The 17,037-nt window shown below is 61.0% G+C and carries 13 protein-coding genes; 10 read left to right on the forward strand and 3 right to left on the reverse strand.

Annotated elements, in window-relative coordinates:
• Nucleotides 1–168 precede the first annotated feature (168 nt).
• The 5 genes from EGI20_RS01670 to EGI20_RS01690 all read left to right on the forward strand — a co-directional run bounded on the left by EGI20_RS01670 (nucleotide 169) and on the right by EGI20_RS01690 (nucleotide 7,348).
• A complete protein-coding gene (locus EGI20_RS01670; RefSeq protein WP_124734426.1) occupies nucleotides 169–480 on the forward strand; it encodes a DUF485 domain-containing protein in 312 nt (103 codons plus the stop codon).
• Complete coding sequence (locus EGI20_RS01675; protein WP_498629134.1) at nucleotides 480–2,165, forward strand: cation acetate symporter; 1,686 nt, start codon at nucleotides 480–482, stop codon at nucleotides 2,163–2,165. The genes EGI20_RS01670 and EGI20_RS01675 overlap by 1 nt, the downstream gene beginning before the upstream one ends.
• 79 nt (nucleotides 2,166–2,244) lie before the next feature.
• Entirely contained in the window at nucleotides 2,245–4,209 is a 1,965-nt protein-coding gene (gene acs / locus EGI20_RS01680; protein WP_498629136.1) for an acetate--CoA ligase, read from the forward strand.
• A gap of 142 nt (nucleotides 4,210–4,351) precedes the next feature.
• A complete protein-coding gene (locus tag EGI20_RS01685) occupies nucleotides 4,352–5,236 on the forward strand; it encodes a DUF808 domain-containing protein (RefSeq protein WP_498629138.1) in 885 nt (294 codons plus the stop codon).
• A 30-nt stretch (nucleotides 5,237–5,266) separates the two neighbouring features.
• Nucleotides 5,267–7,348 carry a methyl-accepting chemotaxis protein gene (locus EGI20_RS01690; protein ID WP_498629140.1) on the forward strand — a complete coding sequence of 694 codons (2,082 nt, stop codon included), beginning with the start codon at nucleotides 5,267–5,269 and terminating at the stop codon, nucleotides 7,346–7,348.
• 73 nt (nucleotides 7,349–7,421) lie between these two features.
• On the opposite strand, the gene EGI20_RS01695 is transcribed toward EGI20_RS01690, so the two are convergent.
• The 3 genes from EGI20_RS01695 to EGI20_RS01705 are packed head-to-tail and all read right to left on the reverse strand — an operon-like array spanning nucleotide 7,422 to nucleotide 11,864.
• Complete coding sequence (locus tag EGI20_RS01695) at nucleotides 7,422–9,359, reverse strand: diguanylate cyclase (RefSeq protein WP_498629142.1); 1,938 nt, start codon at nucleotides 9,357–9,359, stop codon at nucleotides 7,422–7,424.
• A 40-nt stretch (nucleotides 9,360–9,399) separates the two neighbouring features.
• The gene (locus EGI20_RS01700; protein ID WP_498629144.1) at nucleotides 9,400–9,888 is read right to left on the reverse strand and encodes a YfiR family protein; all 489 of its coding nucleotides are present in this window, start codon (nucleotides 9,886–9,888) and stop codon (nucleotides 9,400–9,402) included.
• Nucleotides 9,885–11,864 carry a TonB-dependent receptor plug domain-containing protein gene (locus tag EGI20_RS01705; protein ID WP_498629146.1) on the reverse strand — a complete coding sequence of 660 codons (1,980 nt, stop codon included), beginning with the start codon at nucleotides 11,862–11,864 and terminating at the stop codon, nucleotides 9,885–9,887. Before EGI20_RS01705 ends, EGI20_RS01700 begins: the two co-directional genes overlap by 4 nt.
• Before the next feature lie 258 nt (nucleotides 11,865–12,122).
• Here EGI20_RS01705 and rsxA point away from each other — a divergent pair, with 258 nt between their 5' ends.
• Genes rsxA through rsxG form a run of 5 tightly spaced genes read left to right on the forward strand, consistent with a single transcriptional unit; the run spans nucleotide 12,123 to nucleotide 17,027 of the window.
• The gene (gene rsxA, locus EGI20_RS01710; protein WP_498629148.1) at nucleotides 12,123–12,704 is read left to right on the forward strand and encodes an electron transport complex subunit RsxA; all 582 of its coding nucleotides are present in this window, start codon (nucleotides 12,123–12,125) and stop codon (nucleotides 12,702–12,704) included.
• Nucleotides 12,705–12,715: 11 nt separating this feature from the next.
• Nucleotides 12,716–13,279 (forward strand): electron transport complex subunit RsxB, encoded by a 564-nt coding sequence (rsxB, locus tag EGI20_RS01715; protein ID WP_124734435.1) that lies wholly within the window; start codon nucleotides 12,716–12,718, stop codon nucleotides 13,277–13,279.
• Entirely contained in the window at nucleotides 13,276–15,381 is a 2,106-nt protein-coding gene (rsxC, locus tag EGI20_RS01720) for an electron transport complex subunit RsxC (RefSeq protein ID WP_498629149.1), read from the forward strand. The genes rsxB and rsxC overlap by 4 nt, the downstream gene beginning before the upstream one ends.
• Nucleotide 15,382: 1 nt before the next feature.
• Complete coding sequence (locus tag EGI20_RS01725; RefSeq protein ID WP_498629151.1) at nucleotides 15,383–16,417, forward strand: RnfABCDGE type electron transport complex subunit D; 1,035 nt, start codon at nucleotides 15,383–15,385, stop codon at nucleotides 16,415–16,417.
• A complete protein-coding gene (gene rsxG, locus EGI20_RS01730; protein WP_498629153.1) occupies nucleotides 16,410–17,027 on the forward strand; it encodes an electron transport complex subunit RsxG in 618 nt (205 codons plus the stop codon). The genes EGI20_RS01725 and rsxG overlap by 8 nt, the downstream gene beginning before the upstream one ends.
• Nucleotides 17,028–17,037 lie beyond the last annotated feature (10 nt).

The following is a 17,037-nucleotide window of genomic DNA, read 5'->3' on the forward strand; positions in this document are numbered from 1 at the left end:
TAAATCGACTATAAGTCGATGAATAAAAACAACTATTGCAGCGCATCATTCGCCACACTAATTCACTCAATCAAAAAAAGCGATTAGCCGTGCATTCGTCAGTTCACTTAGATTCCTTGCACGCGGTGCCAAAGCGGTTCCGCCCCTACAAAAGGCAAGGAGGACACAATGAACGAGGACGTGCTCAAGAAAGTACAGTCCAACCCGAAGTTCATCGAACTGGTTCACAAGAAAACCAGCTACGGGTGGAAGATGTCGATCATCATGCTGGTGATCTACTACGGCTTTATCCTGACCCTGGCCTTTGACCCGACACTACTCGGCACGCCGATAGCAGCGGGTTCGGTCATCACCATCGGCATTCCGATCGGCGTATTCATCATCGTTTCGGCCTTTTTGCTCACCGGCATCTATGTGCGCAAGGCCAACAGCGAATTCGACACCCTCAACCAGCAAATCGTCGAAGAGGCCCGCAAATAATGAAAGCTCGCCTGACCTCCCTCACTGCCGGCCTGCTGGCCGCCTTGCCTGCGCTGGCATTGGCCGGTGAAGCCATGACCGGCGAAGTCGAGAAGCAGCCACTGAACATCGCTGCGATCGTGATGTTCTTCATCTTCGTCGCTGGCACCCTGTTCATTACTTACTGGGCAGCACGCCAGACCAAGTCTGCTTCCGACTTTTACACCGCCGGTGGCGGCATCACCGGTTTCCAGAACGGCCTGGCCATTGCCGGCGACTATATGTCGGCAGCCTCCTTCCTGGGTATTTCCGCCATGGTGTACGAGAAGGGCTACGACGGCCTGATCTACTCCATGGGCTTTCTGGTGGGCTGGCCCATCATCCTGTTCCTGGTCGCCGAGCGCCTGCGTAACCTGGGCAAGTTCACTTTTGCCGACGTCGCCTCCTATCGCCTGAGCCAGACTCCGGTACGCCTGTTTGCCGCGACCGGCACGCTGGTGGTGGTGGCCATCTACCTGATCGCGCAAATGGTCGGTGCCGGTAAGCTGATCCAGCTCTTGTTCGGCATGAGCTACAGCTCGGCTGTGATTCTGGTTGGCATCCTGATGATGCTGTATGTGCTGTTTGGCGGCATGCTGGCCACCACCTGGGTACAGATCATCAAGGCGATCATGCTGCTCTCTGGCGCTTCGTTCATGGCCTTCATGGTGCTAGGCAAGGCTGACTTCAGCCTCAGCAATATGTTCCAGCTGGCCGTCGATGCACACGACAAGGGCATCAAGATCATGGAGCCGGGCGGTCTGGTTTCCAACCCGATCGATGCGATCTCGCTGGGTCTGGCACTGATGTTTGGTACCGCCGGCCTGCCACACATCCTGATGCGCTTCTTTACCGTGTCTGATGCCAAAGAAGCCCGCAAATCGGTGTTCTACGCCACCGGCTTTATCGGCTACTTCTACATCCTGACCTTCATCATCGGCTTTGGCGCGATCTTCCTGGTACTGAACCAGCCAGGCATGATGGAAACCGTGATGAAGAACGGCAAGGAAGTGACCCAGCTGATCGGCGGCAACAATATGGCAGCCATCCACCTGTCCGAAGTGGTCGGTGGCAACCTGTTCCTGGGCTTCATCTCGGCCGTCGCCTTCGCCACCATTCTGGCGGTAGTTGCAGGCCTGACCCTGTCCGGCGCATCCGCGGTGTCGCATGACATCTACGCCTCGGTGATCAAGAAAGGCAAAGCCAACGAAAAAGACGAAATGCGCGTCTCCAAGATGACCACCATTGCACTGGCTGTGATCGCCATGCTGTTGGGCATCCTGTTCGAGAAGCAGAACATCGCCTTTATGGTGGGCCTGGCGTTCTCTATCGCCGCCTCGGCCAACTTCCCGGTGCTGTTCCTGTCCATGTTCTGGAAGGGCTTGACCACCCGCGGTGCCGTTATCGGTGGTGCCATCGGTCTGGTAAGTGCAGTCGTGCTGATTATCCTCGGCCCAGCAGTATGGGTAGATGTAATGAAGCATGAAGCCGCCGTCTTCCCGTACAAGAACCCGGCCATCTTCTCGATGACCCTGGCCTTCTTCTTTACCTGGTTGTTCTCTGTCACCGACAGCTCCAAGCAGGCCGCAGAAGAAAAAGCCCGCTTCGGCGCACAGTTTGTCCGTGCCATGACCGGTATCGGTGCCAGCGGCGCCTCCAAGCACTAAGCTTTAACGCGTTTGACCGGGCCGCACCCTTCCCGAGGGTGCGGCTTGAAATACACCCAAGTTGAAAAGGAATTCACCCATGTCCGCCCTCGAATCTATCCTCAAAGAAACCCGCAGCTTTGATCCATCGGACGACTTCCGCCGCAAGGCCACCATCTCGGGGATGGAAGCTTACAATGTCCTGTGCGAAGAAGCCGACGATCATTACCTGTCGTTCTGGGGCGACCTGGCCCGTGAAGTCATCAGCTGGAAAAAACCGTTTTCGCGCGTACTGGACGACAGCAACGCCCCGTTCTTCAAGTGGTTCGACGACGGCGTAATGAACGTCTCGCACAACTGCATCGACCGTCATCTGCCGCTGAACGCCAATAAGATCGCCATCATTTTCGAAGCCGACGACGGTGAAGTCACCCGTCTGACTTACGCCGAGCTGTATCAGCGCGTCTGCCAGTTCGCCAACGGCCTCAAGGCTCAAGGCATCAAAAAAGGCGACCGCGTCGTCATCTACATGCCGATGGTGGTTGAAGCCATCGTCGCGATGCAGGCCTGTGCCCGTATCGGTGCCATTCACTCTGTGGTATTCGGCGGCTTCTCCGCCGGCGCCGTGCGCGACCGTATCCAGGATGCCGGTGCCGTCGCCGTGATTACCGCCAACGAAGGCCTGCGTGGCGGCAAGACCGTTCCACTCAAAGCCACCGTCGACGAAGCGCTGACCATGGAAGGCTGCGAGACCGTACGCAATGTCATTGTCTACCAGCGCACCAATAGCGGCGCCAACTGGGTAGAAGGCCGCGATATCTGGTGGCACAAGCTGACCGAAGGCCAGAGCGAGCATTGCGAACCCGAGTGGATGAATGCCGAAGATCCGCTGTTCATCCTCTACACCTCCGGCTCCACCGGCAAACCTAAAGGCATCCAGCACAGCAGCGCCGGCTACCTGCTGGGCGCAGCCAACAGCTTCCGCTGGGTGTTCGATTACAAGCCGAACGATGTGTTCTGGTGCACGGCCGATGTGGGCTGGATCACCGGCCACTCCTATGTCTGCTACGGCCCGCTGGCCAATGGCGCAACCCAGATCATTTTCGAAGGCATCCCGACCTACCCGGATGCAGGCCGCTTCTGGCGCATGATCGAAAAGCACAAGGTCACCACCTTCTATACTGCGCCGACCGCAATCCGTTCGCTGATCAAACTGGGTGGCGATTTGCCCAAGCAGTACGACCTGTCCAGCCTGCGCCTGTTGGGCACTGTGGGCGAGCCGATCAACCCTGAAGCCTGGATGTGGTACTACGAAGTGGTAGGCGGCGGCCGCTGCCCTATCGTTGACACCTGGTGGCAGACTGAAACCGGCTCGGCCATGATTGCGCCGCTGCCAGGCGCAGTACCGACCAAGCCAGGCTCGTGCACCCTGCCTTTGCCAGGCATTATCGCCGACATCGTCGACGAATCCGGTGCTCAGGTTGAGCCGGGCCGTGGTGGCTTCCTGGTGATCAAGAAGCCATTCCCGTCCCTGGTGCGCACCATCTGGAATGACCCGGACCGTTTCAAGAAGACTTACTTCCCGGAAGAGTTCAACGGCCAGTACTACCTCGCTGGCGACTCGGCCAACCGTGACGAGAACGGCTACTTCTGGATCATGGGCCGCATCGACGACGTATTGAACGTCTCCGGTCACCGTCTGGGCACCATGGAAATCGAGTCGGCACTGGTTGCCAACCCGCTGGTGGCAGAAGCGGCCGTGGTCGGCAAGCCGCACGATGTGAAAGGCGAAGCCGTAGTCGCTTTCGTAGTGCTCAAGGGCGCCCGTCCGGAAGGCGAAGAAGCCAAGAAACTGGCGGCCGAACTCAAGAGCTGGGTGGCGCATGAAATCGGCAAGATCGCGCAGCCGGACGATATCCGTTTCGGTGAAAACCTGCCGAAGACCCGCTCCGGCAAGATTATGCGCCGCCTGTTGCGCTCCATTGCCAAGGGCGAGGAAATCACCCAGGACGTCTCTACGCTGGAAAACCCGCAGATCCTGGAGCAATTGCAGCAAGGTCTGTAAGCCCCTTCCGTCAGAGGTCTGACTCTACCCGCACCCTTTCGGTGCGGGTATTTTTCTTGATGCACCACACGATGACGAATAAATAGTAAAATCCGGACTGGCCAGCTAAAATAGCGCTTTATTTCCCCGCGCGGAGTATGCCATGGCCAGCAGCCTACTTATCCTGCTCGACGATATCGCCAGCATCCTTGACGATGTCGCACTGATGACCAAGGTCGCCGCCAAAAAAACCGCCGGGGTGCTGGGCGACGATCTGGCCCTGAATGCGCAACAGGTGTCCGGCGTGGATTCCAGCCGCGAGCTGCCAGTGGTATGGGCAGTCGCCAAGGGCTCCTTCATTAACAAGCTGATTCTGGTGCCACTGGCACTGGCCATCAGCGCGCTCGCCCCATGGGCCATCACGCCGCTCTTGATGCTGGGCGGGCTGTTTCTCTGCTTTGAAGGCGTGGAAAAGCTGGCGCACAAGATGCTGCATCCGGCCGAAGAACAAAGTCACGCCGCCGAACTGGCCGCCGCACTGGCGCAACCCGACACCGATTTGCTGGCACTGGAACAAGACAAGGTCAAGGGTGCAATCCGTACCGACTTTATCCTGTCGGCCGAAATTGTCGTGATCTCGCTGGGCACCGTGGCCGGCGCGAGCTTCAGCCAGCAACTGGCCGTCCTTGCCGCCATTTCAGTACTGATGACCGTCGGGGTGTACGGACTGGTAGCCGGCATCGTCAAACTGGATGATGGCGGACTGTGGCTGCTGCAACGCCCAAGCCCTGCCCTGCGCTCTCTGGGGCGCACCATTTTAGCGACCGCCCCCTGGCTGATGAAAACACTGACAGTGGTCGGCACTGTCGCCATGTTTCTGGTCGGTGGCGGCATTCTGGTACACGGCATCGCCCCCTTGCATCATGTAATCGAACAACAGGGCCAACTGTTTTTCATGCTGCCTACCCTGCTGAATGCGCTGGTCGGCATCATCGCTGGAGCACTCACACTGGCAAGCTTCAGCCTGATCCAGAAAATTCGCGGCTAAACAGCCCATTCAAATCCCGAAAGTCAGTCCATGTTTTCACTGCGTACTTTGCTCTTGCGACAAACCCTGTTGATTGCCGCCGTCATTCTGGCGGGGGCTTTGCTGGTAGTGCAACAAAGCGTCCATCTGAATGAGGCCGAGGCCACTAACCGCCAAACCAGCGCCGCCATCGCGGCATTCAAGGATGTGCGCTTTCACGTCGTCCAGATCCAGCAATTTTTGACCGATGCCTCCGCCGTCGGCGTGGCCGAATTTAACGATGCGCGCCAGCATCGCGATAGCGCCAAAGCGTTATTGCAGCAACTGGGCCAGCAGCAAACGGCGCTCGCCAGCGAAATCCATGCCGCTTCCGCACTGATAGATCCGCTGTACAACACCGGCGAGCGCATGGCGCATGCCTATATTGGCAGCGGACGGGAAGCCGGCAATGCCATTATGAAACAGCCGGAAACCGGATTTGATGCCGCCGCAGCCCGCCTGGCCGGCACGCTCGATCAACTGGCCAGCAGGCTGGACGCCAAAGTCACTGCGGACACCGCCCAAGCCGATGCCAGCATGCGCGATTTGATTTACACCAGCTGTGGCGTCTCGCTACTGGCCCTGCTACTGCTACTGGGTGGCAATATCCGTCTGGGAAAACGCCTGTTTTCCATCATGGGCGGCGAACCTGCGATTGCCCAGCAGCTGGTACGCGCCGTGGCAAACGGACGCCTGCAAGCGCATGAAAACCCGCGCGGCGACAGCGACAGCGTACTGGGCAGCCTGAACCAGATGGTCAGGCAACTGGCTCAGCATTTGCGCAATATCCATCAGGCCAGCCAGCAAATTGCCGTCTCCTCTTACCAGATTTCCGAAATCAGTGGCGACATCGTCGGTGTCAACCGCACCCAGTCGGAACAGGCGCTGGAGGTGAACGAGGCATCCAATGCGGTGCAAACGGCCGTCAGCGAGGTGAAGCTATTGTCCGATCAGGCTATCGCACAGGTCGAAGAAACCCGGCGGCGCGCGCTGGACGGACTGAAAGCGGTGCAAAACAGCCAGGCAGAAATGGGTACGATAGGCGAGCGCACGCAAGAGGCAGAAGACAAAGTCAGGGCTCTCACGCAGGCAGGCGAAGAGATAGGCAATATCGTGGATGTGATCCGCCATATCACCGAACAAACCAATATCCTGTCGCTCAATGCCGCCATCGAAGCGGCGCGTGCAGGCGAACAGGGGCGCGGCTTTGCCGTTGTCGCCGATGAAGTGCGCAATCTGGCCCAGCGTACCGCCAGCGCCACCAATGACATCATGGCCATCATCCAGCGTTTTTCCACTTTGCTGGCTGAGAGCGGCCATGCCATCAACGCCATCGCCAGCAGCACCCAAAGCGGGCTGGCGCAATCTGCCAACACGCTGGCAACGATAGATGCCATCGCCCAAAGCGCCGAAGACACACGTCAGGTCGCCCACCAGATCCACCATGTGGTCGATCAGCAAAACGAGTGCGTCTTGCGTCAGCAAAGTCGCCTGTCCGGCCTGTACGACACGCTGGAACAAAGTACGGCGCGCGTACACACTACCGGTCTGATCAGCCACGATTTGTACGAGGTCACCCAAAAATTGCGCGACCTGCTGGCCAGCTTCGAGTTTGAACGCGAACCGGAAGCACTGCTGCCGGTCAGCGAGCAGCGCACCAAGCCCCGGGCCGACAACAAACTGCTGGTCAAGCTCAGCCATCACCAGCAGCAACTCGAATGCATCAGCACCGATCTGTCGCTCAGTGGCATGAAACTGCGTCTGCCCATCCCACTGACACAGCCCGATGGCGATGTGCAACTGGAAATCATGACCCCGTTTGCCAATCTGGAGGACTACCGTAATCAGCAGCCTTTACGCCTTAAAGGCAAGATTGTCTGGCAGAAAGATGTAGCAGGCCAAACCATGCTGGCACTCAATTACGCGGCACAACTGTCGGCCAATGAAAAGACAAGGCTGGAGAGCTGCTTTGCTTTTCTGGGCAAGGCGGCTCATTTCGGCACCCCCGCCTCATCCGCGCGGATGGTCGGCAAAACAGAACCCGCCATCAGCCGCCCGCAGATCGCCCTGTCGCCCTCCCCCGCAGCGCGCTGACGCGCGCCCGACAGGTGGCAACGGGCACACCCCGCGGCCGCCTTTGCCCTGCCATGGCGTGCCGGCTCCAAGCTTAAGCCGGCACGCCATGTTCATAGATACAGACCTTGTTGCGTCCGCCGCGTTTGGCCAGATACATCGCCTCGTCCGCCTCGCGGATCAGGCTCTCCAGATCCGGCGTCTGTGGTGACCACAAAGACAGGCCAATACTCGGCGTGATATATAAGGCGTGTCCGCCGCATATGGCTTCCCCGCCCACTTCCGCCAGGAGTTTATCGGCTATTGCGGCGGCTTCTTCCACCTGCACGGCACAAAGCAGCAACACAAACTCGTCACCGCCAAAGCGCGATACCGTATCACTGGCACGCACCCCGGCCTCCAGCCTGCAGGCCACCTCGCGCAGCAAGGCATCACCGACGGCGTGCCCCAGCGTATCATTCACCCACTTAAAGCGATCCAGATCGATAAATACCACGGCAAAACCAAGGCCATCACGCTGCGCCCGAGCCAGCTCGACCCGCGCCCGGTCATAGAACAGAGTGCGGTTGGGCAGGCCGGTCAGGCCATCGTAATGCGCAAGATAGGCAATGCGGTCGTTTTCTTCCTTGATGCCAGTGATGTCGCGCGAGATACCGATATAGTTGGAGGTCTGCCCGTTCCCGTCGCACACCGCGGCAATCGACACCCAGGCCGTATAGGTCGCGCCGCTCTTGCGCCGGTTAAGCAGTTCTCCGCTCCACGCCCCCTCATGCGCCAGTTTCTGCCACATATCCCGGTAAACCTCGGGCAGCGTTGAGCCAGCACTGAGCACGGCTGGCGTCAAGCCGGCCACCTCGTCTACGGCATATTCGTTGATGCGGGTGAACGCACGGTTGGTCGATACGATCCGCCCGTCGGCATCGGTAATCATGATCGCCTCATGCGAAGCCTCGAACACGCTGGCGGCAAGGCGCAGCTGAGTCTCGTTGTGCCTGCGCTCGGTAATATCGAGCAAAGTTCCGACTGCCCCTTGCACGCGGCCATCAAGGCCGCGCAAGGCATTGAATTCCAGCGCGACCCATCTTGTCCCGCCCGCGCCTTGCAGGCGGAACGCCAGCTCGGCCACCGGCTGCCCACTCATGACCGAGCGGAACAGCGCAAACAAAGCGGCTCTGTCATCGGGATGAACGAATGCAAGCACAGACTCGCCCGCATACAGGCCGGGCGGCTGGCCGGCGATGTGCCAGAACATGCGGTTGGCAAAAGCCAGGCTGCCATCCCGCTCCAGTTGCACCACCCCCACCGGCACGCTTTCGACCAGGGTGTTGTAGCGGTTTTCACTCTCGGATAACTTGGCCTCGGCGCGATGCAACTCGTCGCTCCGGTAGCGCTCGATATGCGAGAGCATGGTATCCAGCCCCTGCGCCAGCGCTCCCAGTTCGTCCGCGCGCACCACACTGCTGCGCAGGCTGTAGTCCTGATCTGCCGCCACCTTGGCCATCAGGACGGATAGCTGGGTAATCGGGTCGGCAATATCCACCAGCAGCCGGCGCAGCATCAGAAAGGCCGTCACCATCGCCAGCAAGGCCAGCAGCACACCGGCACCGGCCTTGCCGAGCATAGCCTGATAAAAACGGGTCAGATGAAAGTGAATCACCAGTTCGCCCAGCACCTGATCGCGCTGCATGATTTTTTCGCGTAACTGCAGCGTGCTGTTGCCCAGCAGATGCTCGCGTCCGGCAGCCACTGTCGCCTGATCCGGATAGGCGGCAAACAGCTCGCCATCCTGCTCCAGAATTTCGGCACTATGTATCATCGGCGAGGCGCGCAGCGCCGCCAGCGTTTCTTCCGCCGCCTTTACATCATCAAAGCGCAGCGCAGCCGCGCTATTGTCGGCGATAATGCGCGCCTGGGTCTGCAGGCCCTGCTGCATGAAGGCCAGCGATGTACGGTAATCATTGGCAATCAACAGCAAGGTGGACAGCAAGATACAAACGGCCAGCGTGCTCAGCCCGATCAGCTGCAGCTTCATTCTTACCGGTAAGGTTCGATAGTCTAATCGCATGGCTACCTCAATAGACGGTACGCGCAAGGCGCAACAGGCGAGAACTGAGCTTCAGCCCGGAACGGCCCATCACCTGCGAATTGAATTCGAAATACAGCCGGCTGTTTTCCAGCCCCAGCCCCAGCATCACGCCATCACGCGCACAGCGCCAGTTCTCACATATCGACAGCACCGGCTCACGCTCGATACGGCGCGCCCAGCCGGACAATTCGGCTGTCGGCATTTCACCGAGATAGACGACCGAACAGTTGGCCAGCGAAGCATCGCGAACCAGACGCTCGACCTTGAGTCCATCTTGGCCCTCAAGCGCACGAAATGCCGGCCAGTCGGTATCGGAAACCACCGCACACAGGCGGCGCCCGCTTGTCGTCGCATCGGGCCATTGCACAAAGTCGAGCAGCTTGTAAACAAACACAGCCTTGTGTGCAGCTTCCCCGGCCCAGACAGGGCCAGCCAGCACGAGCGAAGCCAACAAACCCAGACAGATCGGCCTCATAGCGTGTAGCGCCCCCCCAGCCAGACAGTACGCCCGCGGGCGTAAGCCAAGGCTCCCTGCGACGGCTGCAGGTAGCTGCGATCGGTCAGGTTCAGTACCTGCAGGCTCAGCTCTAGCCCCTTGTGCCACGGCCGTGCGGCAAGGCGCAGGTTGGCAACACCATAAGCGCACGCCCATTCTTGCTTGTCGACCAGTTGACGCCTGGCCACCGCCTGCCACTCCAGCGCGCCCTGATAGCGCCCGTCTGCCGTCGCGACGTCGACACCGGCGCTGGCCACCCACGCGGGCGTGCCGGCGGGCTGCTCGCCGGCCGCGTCGCGGCTCTTCTGCCAAGCGAGGTTGGCGTAGCCGCCGAAGCCGGAAACATCGCGCGCACTGGCCGACAATTCGACTCCATGCGTCTTCAGCTGCATCTGGTTGACCGTCGGTATCCAGCCCAGATAAGTGATCATCCCCTGATTACGGTTGGCAAACAGCGAAGCACTGCCGCTGAAGCCACCCTGGCGGTATTCGAGCAAGAGTTCGTCACTCTTCACCCGCTCAAGCTCGGGACGTTGCTGCGGTATAGGTAGCCCGCCCTCGCTCATGGTCGACTCGTACTCGAAGGCATTGGGCGGGCGAAACGCCTCGGCGTGGATCAGCTTGACCGTGGTCGCCGCAGTGGGCGCCCATATCAGCGCCAGCCGCGGCGAAAACTCGCTGGCGTAATCGCTTACCTTGTCCAGCCGCCCGCCCAGCGTCAGTGCCCAGCGTTCGGCCAGCGCGATCTCGTCCTGCAGGTAGACGCCGACGCTGTCGCGCGCCGAGCGTGCCCTCCGGGGGGGCAACGCCACTCCTTCGACACGATACTGATCAGCATAATCACGCCATAAATCGCGTCGCCACTCGACACCAAGACTCAGACGCTGACGCGCGAATGCCTCGGTCGTCAGCCGCAGTTCGGTCCCGCTCCAGCGCGAGGCCGCACGCCAGCGCACCAGCCACGGCACATGCCCGACCTCCTCCCACGCTTCTAAAAATTCGCGCTCGCTCTGACCAACACTGAACTGCGCGGCCAGTTCTGTAGTGCTCCCCAACGCCCAACGCCCGGAGCCGCCTAACAGGTACTGGCTGTTCTCACCATCGGTACGGGCCGGATAGTATTCACCGTCGAAATCGGTACGCCGCTGCCCGCCAGCGTCAGGACGCCAGCGCGAGGCTAGCGCCACCAGACGATACTGCCCGGCGTCGACTGTCAACGATGCCTGCTCGCTGCGCTCGGCATAGTCAACGGATTCGCTATAGGTGCCCCGTTCGCCCAGCGGCTGGCCGCCGACCGTGCTGGTAAAAGTCGGGTTGGCGCGCCGCGCCGCCGACAGCCGCCATTCGACCCCGCGCCCGCCAACCCCGCCTAGCGTGCTGCCAAACGCCGTTGCGCCCGGCGTCGCCTGCGACCACAGCACCACCCCCTCGGCCGCGCGTCCACGGCGGGTGATCACGTTGACCACGCCATAGAGCGCGTTGCCGCCATACAGCGTCGAGCCCGGCCCCTTGATAAACTCGATGCGTTCGACTGCCTCGATATCGACCAGACTGTCGTAACCGAACAGCGCCTGGTTATATATGCCGTCATTGACGCGATGACCGTCGATCATCAGCAGGATGCGAGCGCCCCAGTCTGTAGACTGATTGGCGCTGCTACCTCGCACCGCCAGCGCCGAACCATGCGGCGTGTGAGCGGCCACCACACCGGCGACGCGCACCAGCGCGTCGGTCAGCGTGCGGTAGCCGTAACGGCGGATCTCGTCGGCGCTGATCACCGTCACGTTAGCCGGTGCCTCGGCTATCGGCTGCCGGCTCTTGGAGGCGCCCACCACTTCGGTGGCCAGCAAGTCATCCAGCGAACCGGTAAGCAGATCTGCATCGGCCGCCTGTGCGGCCATGCCTTGCAAGGCCAGCCATACTGCCGTCACACCCACTTTCAATATCCGTTTCATGCCAGCCCTCTTCTGATACCTGACCACACGCCCATCACCAAAAACCAGAATCTCTACAAAATAAGAATTTTATTAAATTGATTTTAACAAGAACCAAATCTCAATGCCATGGGCATCGCTCGGAGCGTTGTTTTATTCATAAAATCTAGCCACATCACGCCACACGCCAGACAGTCGGCGCGCCCTGCCGCACAAAACTTGTAGCACTTGCTCGAAAACAGGATAATTTCGTCCTTTGCCCGAACGCGAGCCTTTGTCATGGACTTCGGACACTACCTGCTCATCCTGGTTGCCACCGTATTGGTCAACAATGTGGTGCTGGTGCGCGTACTGGGCCTGTGCCCGTTTATGGGCGTTTCCAAAAAGCTGGATGCCGCCATCGGCATGGGTGCCGCCACGGCTTTTGTGCTGACGCTGGCCTCCGGCACCAGCCATCTGATCAACGAGTTGCTGATAGGGCTGGGGCTGGAGTATCTGCGCACCCTGTCCTTTATCGTGGTCATCGCCGCCATCGTGCAGTTCACCGAGATGGTGATCCACAAGACCAGCCCCATGCTGTATCAGGTGCTGGGCATCTACCTGCCGCTGATTACCACCAACTGCGCGGTACTGGGCGTGCCGCTACTGAATGCGCAAGAACAGCACAGCTTTGCCGAGTCGCTGGTTTTCGGCTTTGGCAGCGCAGTCGGTTTTTCCCTGATCCTGATTCTGTTCGGCGCCATGCGCGAACGGCTGGAAGGCGCGGATGTGCCGGCGCCGTTCAAGGGTTCGGCCATTGCCTTTGTCTCGGCGGGGCTGATGAGCCTGGCCTTTATGGGCTTTTCCGGCCTGGTCAAATAAGAAAGTAAAGCATGAGTGGTTTTCTGACTGCGCTGGCCATCATGGCGGCCCTTGCCATCTTGCTCGGCGCGATTCTCGGTTTTGCCTCGGTGCGTTTTCGCGTCGAAGCCGACCCGCTGGTCGACAAGATCGACGCCATCCTGCCGCAGACGCAATGCGGCCAGTGCAGCTTTCCCGGCTGCCGCCCTTACGCCGAAGCCATTGCCGGCGGCGAGGCCGATATCAACCAGTGCCCGCCCGGCGGCGAAGACGGTATCCGCAAGCTGGCCGAACTCTTGGGCGTGGATTTCAAGCCATTTGACGAGGGGGCGATTGAAGTCAAACCCAAATCGGTGGCACTGATAGACGAAACCACCTGCATCGGTTGCACCCTGTGCATACAGGCCTGCCCGGTGGATGCCATCGTGGGTGCGGCCAAGCAGATGCACACCATCATTGCCAGCGAATGCACCGGCTGCGAACTGTGCCTGCCGCCCTGCCCGGTCGATTGCATACAAATGGTGCCCGTCGGCACCACGGTGGCCAACTGGAAATGGTCGTATCCGGTGATTCCGATCAAGGCGGTGAAGGCATGAGCGCGCTATTTCGCTTTCACGGCGGCATCCATCCGCCCGAGTGCAAGGACCTCTCCAACTCCACGCCGATTGCCACGCCGCCCTTGCCGGCGCGCTTTGTCGTGCCGTTGTCCCAGCACTTGGGCAATCCGGCCAAGGCCTGCGTCGCAATTGGTGAGCGGGTACTGGCCGGCCAGCGCATAGGCGACGCCGACGGCCGCATCTCGGCGGCGGTGCATGCGCCGACTTCCGGCGTGGTCAGCGCCATCGGCCCGCACGCCGTGGGTCACCCCTCGGGCCTGCTGCAAGACTGCATCGTGATCGACAGCGACGGGCTGGATAACTGGTGCACGCCTAGCCCGCTGCCAAACTGGCAAGATGCCGGCGACGACGAAATCCGCACCTTTTTGCGCGATATGGGTGTGGTGGGCCAGGGTGGTGCCGTGTTCCCTACCAGCCTCAAGCTGGGCGTCAATACGCTGGAGCAACTCATCGTCAACGGTGCCGAGTGCGAGCCATTTATCAGTTGCGACGACAGGCTGATGCGCGAACGCGCCGGCGAGATCGTGGACGGCATCCGCATCGCCGCGCAATTGATGCACCCGCGCACGGTGCTAATCGGCATAGAGGACAACAAGCCCGAAGCCATCATCGCGATGCGCGCGGCCTGCGCCAGCAGCGGTTTTGAAGTGGTCGCCATTCCCACCCTGTATCCGTCCGGTGGTGCCAAGCAACTTATCCGCATCCTCACCGGCAAGAAAGTGCCGCATGGCGTGCGTGCGACCGATATGGGCGTGCAGTGTTTCAACGTCGGCACCTTGTATTCGCTTAAGCGCGCCATGGTGGATGGCGAGCCGGTGATCAGCCGCATCCTCACCCTGACCGGCCATCTGGCACGCCCCGGCAATATCGAGGCGCGCATCGGTACACCGTTTGCCCATCTGCTGGCCTGGGCCGGCATCCAGCCAGACAGCGAAGGCGTGATCATGGGCGGGCCGATGATGGGCTTCGACCTGCCTTCGCTGGAAGCAGGGGTGTCCAAGGCCAGCAATTGCCTGATTGCCAAAAGCGCCCAACTGTTTCCGCCGCGCCCGCCAGCCCTGCCCTGCATACGCTGCGGCGAATGCGCCAGCGTATGCCCGGCCGAATTGCAACCGATGGATCTTTACTGGTTTGCCAAGGCCAAAGATCTGGGACGGGCGCAGGAAGCCGACCTGTTCGACTGCATAGAGTGCGGTGCCTGCAGCTATGTCTGCCCCAGCCAGTTGCCGCTGGTGGATTTTTACAAATTCGCCAAGGACGAGATCTGGGCGGCCGAGCGCGACAAAAAGGCCGCCGATCGCGCCCGCATGCGCCACGACTTCCGCCAGTTGCGTCTGGAACGCGACAAGGCGGAAAAAGCGCAGCGTCTGGCCGCACGCGCCACACCCGCACCGGCCAGCAGTGCCGCACCCGACCCGGACAAGGCGGCCGCCATCCGCGCCGCCATGGCGCGCGCCGCCGAGAAAAAAGCCGAAGACAGTCACGCACCCGCCAAAACGCCATTAAGCGACGACGCCAAACGCGCGGCGATTGAAGCTGCCATGGCGCGCGCCGCCGCCAACAAGGCTGCGCGCGAATCCGCCGTCAGTACAGCGGCTGCGCCGGGAGATGAAGCCAAACGTGCGGCAATTGAAGCGGCGATGGCGCGCGCTGCCGCACGCAAAGCCGCACAGGCTGCCGCGACAGGTGCGGAGGCAGAAGCGGTGCCAGCCGCGATACCTTCCCAAGCTAAACCCGCCATCGACGACGCCAAGCGCGCGGCCATCGAAGCGGCCATGGCACGCGCCGCTGCGCGCAAAGCCGAACAGGGGGTAGATGTAGGAGCGGCGTCAGCCGCGATGCCTTCCCAAGCTAAACCCGCCATCGACGACGCCAAGCGCGCGGCCATCGAAGCGGCCATGGCGCGCGCCGCCGCGCGCAAAGCCGAACAGGGGGTAGAGGTAGGAGCGGCGTCAGCCGCGATGCCTTCCCAAGCTAAACCCGCCATCGACGACGCCAAGCGTGCGGCCATCGAAGCGGCCATGGTGCGCGCCGCGGCTAAAAAAGCCGAACGCGATGCGGCACAGAAAGGCGACAACTAAGATGCACGCTCCCTATATCGCCCGGCCGACCACCGTGTCCGTCATCATGCTCAAGGTGCTGCTGGCCCTGCTGCCGGCCATTGCCGTCAGCGTCTGGTTTTACGGCATCGGGCTGCTGGTGCAGCTAAGCTTAGCCAGCGCCACTGCCTTGCTGGCCGAAGCGGCCATGCTGCGCCTGCGCGGCGTGCCGGTCGCGCCCTTTCTCAAGGATGGCAGCGCACTGCTCACTGCCTGGCTATTGGCACTGTCCATGCCGGCGCTGGGTGCCTGGTGGCTGATTGTGGTGGCCACGCTGTTTGCCATTGTGGTGGGCAAACAGCTCTATGGCGGGCTGGGCAATAACCCGTTCAACCCGGCCATGGTCGGCTTTGCCGTGGCCATGGTGTCGTTTCCCGCACAGATGGCGCACTGGGGCATGCCGCACGGCCCGCTGGACAGCGCGGCGCAACTGGCGTGGATTTTCAGCCGCGAGTTGCCCGCCGGGCTGAGTCTGGACGCCATCTCCATGGCGACACCGCTGGACTATCTGAAAACCCAGCTATTGCTGGGCGGCAGCGATATCGCCAGCCTGAAGCAGGCACCCATGTTCGGCCATATTGCCGGCGTTGGCAGCGAATGGGTGGCGCTGGCCTATCTGGGTGGCGGTCTGTATTTGCTGCAGCAGCGCGTGATCAGCTATCAGACGCCGCTGGCGATGCTCGCGGGGATCACGGCACTGGCGGTGCCCTTGTGGCTATGGCAGCCGGCGCATTATGTCGACCCGCTGTTTCATCTGGTGGCCGGCGCCACCTTGCTGGCCGCCTTCTTTATTGTGACCGATCCGGTCTCCGGCCCGACCAGCGCCCGTGGCAAGCTGATCTTCGGCTTCGGTGTCGGCCTGCTGATCTATGTGATCCGCGTGTTTGGCGGCTACCCCGATGCGGCCGCCTTTGCCGTGCTGCTGATGAATATCGCCGTACCGCTTATAGACCAGCTCACCCGCCCGCCTGCCTTTGGCAAGCGCAAGCGCGCGAAAAAGGCAGACCAGCATGCTTAACGCCGCCCGCCAAGCCAGACGCAGCGCGCTGACCCTGCTGGTCTTTGCCCTGGTCACCACCGCCGTACTCGCGCTGACCTATGCGCTGACCCATGACACGGTACGCGCCAACGAAGATGCGGCACGCACCCGCTTGATGGCGCAAACCCTGCCCGAAGGCAGCTTTAACAACAACCTGATTGCCGACCCGGTGGCGCTGGATCAGGCCCAGCGCCAGACGCTGGGCTTGCCTGAAAACGCCACGGCCTTTATCGCGCGCCAGAACGGAAAACCGGTAGGACTGGTGTTTGAAAGCGTGGCACCCAACGGTTACGGCGGCAAGATCCGCCTCCTAGTCGGAATTCTTGCGAACGGCAAAATCAGCGGCGTGCGCGTGATCGCGCACAAGGAAACACCGGGGCTGGGCGACTATATCGACCACGCCAAAAGCCGCTGGAGCGAACAGTTCACCGGCAAGGGCATGGAGGCACGCTGGAAAGTAAGCAAGGACGGGGGCGACTTCGACTATATGAGTGGCGCCACCATCTCGGCGCGCGCCGTCAGCGCCGCAGTCGGACGCGTGGTCACGCTGTTTGATGCCAATCGCAGCCACTTTCTGGCCCAACCGTAAAGGAAAGCCA

This window comes from Aquitalea sp. S1-19, from assembly GCF_024343515.1.

What these genes read in the sequence shown, in the direction of transcription:
- EGI20_RS01725 (WP_498629151.1), top strand. Translation starts at nt 15,383, where the DNA reads ATGCACGCTCCCTATATCGCCCGGCCGACCACCGTGTCCGTCATCATG.
- EGI20_RS01685 (WP_498629138.1), top strand. Translation starts at nt 4,352, where the DNA reads ATGGCCAGCAGCCTACTTATCCTGCTCGACGATATCGCCAGCATCCTT.
- EGI20_RS01670 (WP_124734426.1), top strand. Translation starts at nt 169, where the DNA reads ATGAACGAGGACGTGCTCAAGAAAGTACAGTCCAACCCGAAGTTCATC.
- EGI20_RS01705 (WP_498629146.1), bottom strand. Translation starts at nt 11,864, where the DNA reads ATGAAACGGATATTGAAAGTGGGTGTGACGGCAGTATGGCTGGCCTTG.
- acs (WP_498629136.1), top strand. Translation starts at nt 2,245, where the DNA reads ATGTCCGCCCTCGAATCTATCCTCAAAGAAACCCGCAGCTTTGATCCA.
- rsxC (WP_498629149.1), top strand. Translation starts at nt 13,276, where the DNA reads ATGAGCGCGCTATTTCGCTTTCACGGCGGCATCCATCCGCCCGAGTGC.
- EGI20_RS01690 (WP_498629140.1), top strand. Translation starts at nt 5,267, where the DNA reads ATGTTTTCACTGCGTACTTTGCTCTTGCGACAAACCCTGTTGATTGCC.
- EGI20_RS01695 (WP_498629142.1), bottom strand. Translation starts at nt 9,359, where the DNA reads ATGAAGCTGCAGCTGATCGGGCTGAGCACGCTGGCCGTTTGTATCTTG.
- EGI20_RS01675 (WP_498629134.1), top strand. Translation starts at nt 480, where the DNA reads ATGAAAGCTCGCCTGACCTCCCTCACTGCCGGCCTGCTGGCCGCCTTG.
- rsxB (WP_124734435.1), top strand. Translation starts at nt 12,716, where the DNA reads ATGAGTGGTTTTCTGACTGCGCTGGCCATCATGGCGGCCCTTGCCATC.
- rsxA (WP_498629148.1), top strand. Translation starts at nt 12,123, where the DNA reads ATGGACTTCGGACACTACCTGCTCATCCTGGTTGCCACCGTATTGGTC.
- rsxG (WP_498629153.1), top strand. Translation starts at nt 16,410, where the DNA reads ATGCTTAACGCCGCCCGCCAAGCCAGACGCAGCGCGCTGACCCTGCTG.
- EGI20_RS01700 (WP_498629144.1), bottom strand. Translation starts at nt 9,888, where the DNA reads ATGAGGCCGATCTGTCTGGGTTTGTTGGCTTCGCTCGTGCTGGCTGGC.